This window comes from Mycobacterium sp. TH-M82 (assembly GCF_057473605.1).
Genome location: NZ_JBYCKY010000186.1, coordinates 1 through 5072, shown reverse-complemented (window position 1 = coordinate 5072; position 5072 = coordinate 1). Strand labels below are relative to the sequence as shown.

General features: G+C 66.0%; 5 protein-coding genes and 1 tRNA gene. 3 read left to right on the top strand and 3 right to left on the bottom strand.

The window, feature by feature from the left end; genetic code table 11:
- From AC2VON_RS05570 to AC2VON_RS05560, 3 genes are all read right to left on the bottom strand, one after another.
- On the bottom strand, window positions 1-280 hold a 280-nt coding region (locus AC2VON_RS05570), incomplete at its 3' end, for an aminotransferase class III-fold pyridoxal phosphate-dependent enzyme (RefSeq protein WP_486952043.1).
- 319 nt (window positions 281-599) lie between these two features.
- Window positions 600-1133 carry a diaminobutyrate acetyltransferase gene (ectA, locus tag AC2VON_RS05565; protein ID WP_486952042.1) on the bottom strand — a complete coding sequence of 178 codons (534 nt, stop codon included), beginning with the start codon at window positions 1131-1133 and terminating at the stop codon, window positions 600-602.
- A gap of 71 nt (window positions 1134-1204) precedes the next feature.
- Complete coding sequence (locus AC2VON_RS05560) at window positions 1205-2464, bottom strand: MFS transporter (protein ID WP_486952041.1); 1260 nt, start codon at window positions 2462-2464, stop codon at window positions 1205-1207.
- Window positions 2465-2646: 182 nt separating this feature from the next.
- Here AC2VON_RS05560 and AC2VON_RS05555 point away from each other — a divergent pair, with 182 nt between their 5' ends.
- The 3 genes from AC2VON_RS05555 (at window position 2647) to AC2VON_RS05545 (ending at window position 5068) form a co-directional block, all read left to right on the top strand.
- Window positions 2647-3426, top strand: coding sequence for a fumarylacetoacetate hydrolase family protein (locus tag AC2VON_RS05555; RefSeq protein WP_486952040.1), 780 nt, complete (start codon window positions 2647-2649; stop codon window positions 3424-3426).
- Window positions 3423-4898 carry a glutamate--tRNA ligase gene (gltX, locus tag AC2VON_RS05550; RefSeq protein WP_486952039.1) on the top strand — a complete coding sequence of 492 codons (1476 nt, stop codon included), beginning with the start codon at window positions 3423-3425 and terminating at the stop codon, window positions 4896-4898. The genes AC2VON_RS05555 and gltX overlap by 4 nt, the downstream gene beginning before the upstream one ends.
- A 98-nt stretch (window positions 4899-4996) precedes the next feature.
- Window positions 4997-5068, top strand: a tRNA-Gln gene (locus AC2VON_RS05545).
- Window positions 5069-5072: the final 4 nt, after the last annotated feature.

Here is a 5072-nt window from a genome sequence, read left to right as displayed (position 1 = left end):
CGTTGAACCGTTCCAGGAACTCGGCTTTGGCGACGGTGTGCATGTCCAGGCTGTGCACCACCCGGTCCGAACTGAGGTAGTCCAGCAGCGCCCGCTTCAGCTCGGGGTGGTTGTGGCCGTAGTTCAGCGCGCCGGCACCGGCGAAAAAGTCCAGGTATTGCCGGCCGTCGGTGTCCCACATGTGGGCGCCGGCGGCGCGGTCAAACGTCACCGGCCACGACCGGCAATAACTGCGTACCTCGGATTCGAGGGTGTCAAAAATGGTCGTCGAAAAGGTCATTGTTCCTCCGTTCGTCCGTTATCCACAAAACGGAACGAAACGACAGGCCGAGCCTGCTTGGACGCGGCGACATCGCTGCCGGGGTCGGCCAGAATCCGTCGCGCAATAAAGCTCTTCGACTGGCATGCGACGCTGCATGCCTTGTGTCGATCTCGCTCGGCCTACCACCCCGCTCGGTTACCCCGGCGCTGTCCGCCGGGCTCACATCGCGCGGTAGCGACTCTACCGAGAACCGGAGGCCGATCTCAACCATCCCTGTCGGGCGCGAGCACCGCCCCCGCTCCGGCCCCGATCCGCTCACGCTGTCGAATAAACCTCCTCACCTGGTGTTACCTTCCCGCAGCGGGCCGATCCGAAACAATTCTTCGGGGAGGTGATCGTCCGGGAAAAGTTCGGCGCCGAACAGCTCGAAACGCTCCACAGCGGCATGCCAACGGTGAGCGAACGCGGTGAACAGCCGCTGGCTGGCTTCGTTGTCGGGTGTGACCGACGTCTCCAGGAAGGCGACGCCGTCGGGCAGCATCCGCTGTATCAGGTGGTCGAGCATACGGCCAGCGATCCCGGCCCCACGGTACATGGCGTCCACCGCCACCTGCCACACCATCAGGGTGTCCGGCCGGTCGGGGCGGCGATAGCCGGTAACGAAGCCGGCGGGGCGACCCTCGACGTCGGCGATCACCGACGCGGCGGCAAAATCCCGGCACCACATCAGGTAGGCGTAGGGCGAATTGATGTCCAGGGTGATGCTGTCTTTGGCGATTCGCCATAGGGCGGGGCCGTCGGGCACCGTCGGGGTACGCAGGCCGATCTGAGGTGATTGGGGTGATCGGGCTGATTGAGGTGATTGGGTCACCGCGACGAGGCTACCGCGTGCTCCTCGAGCGGTGCAGCCATCGGCGCTGACCGGACCGACGGCTAGCCAACCTAATCCAAGGGGGCCGTCTGTTCGGGCATGGGCCCCGGCGGCGCGCGCAGGGTGCGCAACGCCTCGAGGATGGACCGGCCGGGCGGTTCGGCTTTGACCGGTACCAGCGGCACAGCGGCCAGCGGAAACAGCCCGCACACGGCAAATGCCAGCGGGTAGCCGACGGCTCCGATCAGCGCTCCGAACACCGGGGGACCGACCGCTGCGGTGAGTCGCTGGGTGGTGTTTTGGGTGCCCAGCGCCCGCCCACTCCAATATGGCCCGGCCCGCTCGGCCACAGCGGTGGACGCCAGCCCGTTGTCGAACACGGTGATCACCGCCGCGACAACCATCATCGCCTCGGCCAGCGGCGAGTGGGTGCGGGCGACAAAACCCAGCAGCATCAAGGCAGTGGTGTCGATGACCGCCAGGGTCCGTATCGGCCGCAGCCGGGTGCCGACCCGATCCGACCAGCGGCCGACGACGATGCGGCCCAGCGCGCCGAGCAGCTGCGATGTGGTCACCAGTGCTCCCGCCGAGCCGATTGACCAGTGGCTGTTGACGATCAACCAGACCAGCATGAACGTCGCGATGACGCACTGCGGCATCATCAGCAGCGCCGACGCGAGGTGGATGCGTGCCAGCACCGTCGAACCACGGTACGGGCTGGCCAGTTGAACTTCGAGGGCCTCGGTTCGCGGCGGCCGGGGCGGGTCGGTGATCCCGATGGCGCAGGCCACCGTGGACAGCGCGCACGCCGTAGCCGGAAACATCAACGCCCGCGACAGCCCCTGTTCGGCCAGTTCGGGGATGACCGCGGCGCCCAACGCAATCCCCAGCGGCTGCGCGGTTTGGCGGACCCCCATCACCAGGCCGCGATGGTGCGGTGGGAACCAGCCGGTCACCAGCCGGCCGCTGGCGATGTTGGCACTGGCGGCGGCCATGCCGCCGAGGAACAAAAAAGCACCGACCGCCACTAGCGACTGCATTGCCGCCGCGGCGTAGGTGGCGACCGCGGTCAGCGCCGAGCCGACGGAGAGCACGATCCGTTCACCGATCCGGTCCAGTAGGGCCCCCCAACCGACCAGCGTCAGCACCATGCCGAAGCTGGGCATCGAAGCCAGCAGGCCGGCATCGGCAAGGTTGGTCGCATGTTTGGTCTCCAGCATCGGGATCACGAAGGCGACGCCGTTGACGAAGACAAAGGAACTCAGCGTCGCCAATAACGCGATGACCACGATTAACCAGCGAGCGGCGGTGCTGATCGAGTCCGTCGGCACCCGCCCATGGTTGCACAGCGACCCGCTGCGCCCGGCTTCGCCGGGCTGGCGATCGCCACAGGGTCGTTGGTGGCGACCCGCTGCGCCCGGCTTCGCCGCGCTGGCGATCGCCACAGGGTCGTTGGTGGCGACCCGCTGCGCCCGGCTTCGCCGCGCTGGCGATCGCCACTAGGCTGATTCGGATGCGTATCGGCCGAATCGCCAGCCCGGACGGTGTTGCCTTCGTCAGCCTGGAAGGCGAGCCCGCCGAGATGACAGCCCGTGAGATCGCCGAGCATCCTTTCGGCGCACCGACGTTCACCGGCCGGTCCTGGCCGCTGGCCGACGTTCGGCTGCTGGCACCGATCCTGGCCAGCAAGGTGATCTGCGTCGGCAAGAACTATGCCGCCCACGTCGCCGAGATGGGCGAACCCGCCCCGGTCGACCCGGTGATATTCCTCAAGCCAAACACCGCGATCGTCGGACCGGACGTGCCGATTATGCTGCCCGCCAAGGCATCACCGGTGCACTACGAAGGTGAACTGGCCGCGGTGATCTCCCGGCCGTGCAAGGACGTGCCGGCTGCCCGGGCTGCGGAGAACATTCTCGGCTACACCATCGGCAACGACGTGTCGGCTCGTGACCAACAACGGGCGGACGGCCAGTGGGCCCGAGCCAAGGGGCACGATACGTTCTGCCCAGTCGGGCCGTGGATCGTCACCGGTATCGACCCGGCTGACCTGGAACTGCGCACCGAGGTCAACGGCGTGGTCAAACAGCGGAGTCGGACCTCGATGATGATTCATGATATCGGCGCCATCGTGGAATGGATTTCGGCGGTGATGACGTTGCTGCCCGGCGACCTGATCCTGACCGGCACCCCCGACGGCGTCGGCCCCATCGAACATGGCGACACCGTTGCCATCACGATCGAAGGCATCGGCACGTTGGCTAATCCGGTTATCCGCAAAGGAAAGTCGTGACCGCCACCACTTCCATCGTCCGAGTCCGGTTCTGCCCGTCACCGACTGGCACTCCGCACGTCGGTCTCATCCGCACTGCGCTGTTCAACTGGGCCTACGCCAGGCACACCGGCGGGACCCTGGTGTTCCGGGTGGAAGACACCGACGCCGAACGTGACAGTGAGGAAAGCTATCTCGCGTTGCTCGATGCTTTGCGGTGGTTGCATCTGGACTGGGACGAGGGGCCGGAGGTGGGCGGACCATACGGCCCGTACCGGCAGTCGCAGCGTGCCGACATCTACCGCGACGCCGTGACGCGGCTGCTGGTCGCCGGGGAGGCATACCAAGCCTTCTCGACACCGGAGGAAGTCGAAGCCCGCCACATCGCGGCCGGACGCAACCCCAAGCTGGGCTATGACAACTTCGACCGCGACCTCACCGAGGCTCAGCGCGCAGCCTACCTGGCAGAGGGTCGTAAACCCGTGGTGCGACTGCGGATGCCGGACGATGACCTCAGCTGGGACGACCTGGTGCGTGGCCCGACGACCTTCCCCGCCGGAACTATTCCCGACTTCGCATTGACCCGCGCCAGTGGAGATCCGTTGTACACGTTGGTCAACCCGGTCGATGATGCGCTGATGAAGATCAGCCATGTGCTTCGCGGTGAAGACCTGTTGCCATCGACGCCGCGCCAGATCGCTTTGTATGCTGCCCTGATCCGCATCGGGATAGCCGAGCGTATTCCTGAGTTCGCCCACCTGCCGACGGTGCTGGGGGAGGGAACCAGGAAACTGTCCAAGCGTGATCCGCAGTCGAACTTGTTCGTCCACCGCGACCGAGGCTTCATCCCGGAGGGACTGCTGAATTACCTGGCACTGCTGGGCTGGTCGATCGCTGACGACCGTGACGTGTTCAGCGTCGACGAGATGGTGGCGGCGTTCGACGTCGTCGACGTCAATTCCAACCCGGCCCGCTTCGACCAGAAGAAGGCCGACGCACTCAACGCCGAGCACATCCGCCGACTGGACACCGCCGATTTCACCGCCCGGCTGAACGCTTACCTGGATGCGCACGGTCGCCGCACCGGATTGGACGACACGGCGTTCGCGGCGGCCGCCGCACTTGTGCAGACGCGCATTGTCGTGCTCGGCGACGCGTGGGGGCTGCTGAGGTTTTTCAACGATGACGAATACGCGATCGACCCAAGCGCCGCGGCCAAGGAGCTGGGGCCCGAGGCTGCCCCGATCCTGGACGCCGCTATCACCGCGCTGCAGGGGGTGGCGGACTGGACCGGCGATTGTATCGAGGCTGCACTGAAAGCCGCGCTGGTGGAGAAGCGGGCGCTCAAACCGCGCAAGGCGTTCGGCCCGATCCGGGTAGCCGTGACCGGAGCGGCTGTGAGCCCGCCGCTGTTCGAGTCGCTGGAATTGCTGGGCCGCGATCGCAGCCTCGGGCGCCTACGGGCATGCCTGGGAAACCGGGAAACACCATAAAGGATCGATTCGGAGATCTTTGGTAGTCTGCACGTCGGCTCGAAGTGGTTGGCCGCAGCGCATACCCGGCGTTCTGACCAGCGGTTTCAGCCGGTCAATGGGGTATGGTGTAATTGGCAACACAGCTGATTCTGGTTCAGCCATTCTAGGTTCGAGTCCTGGTACCCCAGCAAA

Excerpts from the sequence above, each read along its gene's own strand:
- AC2VON_RS05555 (WP_486952040.1), top strand. The coding sequence starts at position 2,647 with ATGCGTATCGGCCGAATCGCCAGCCCGGACGGTGTTGCCTTCGTCAGC.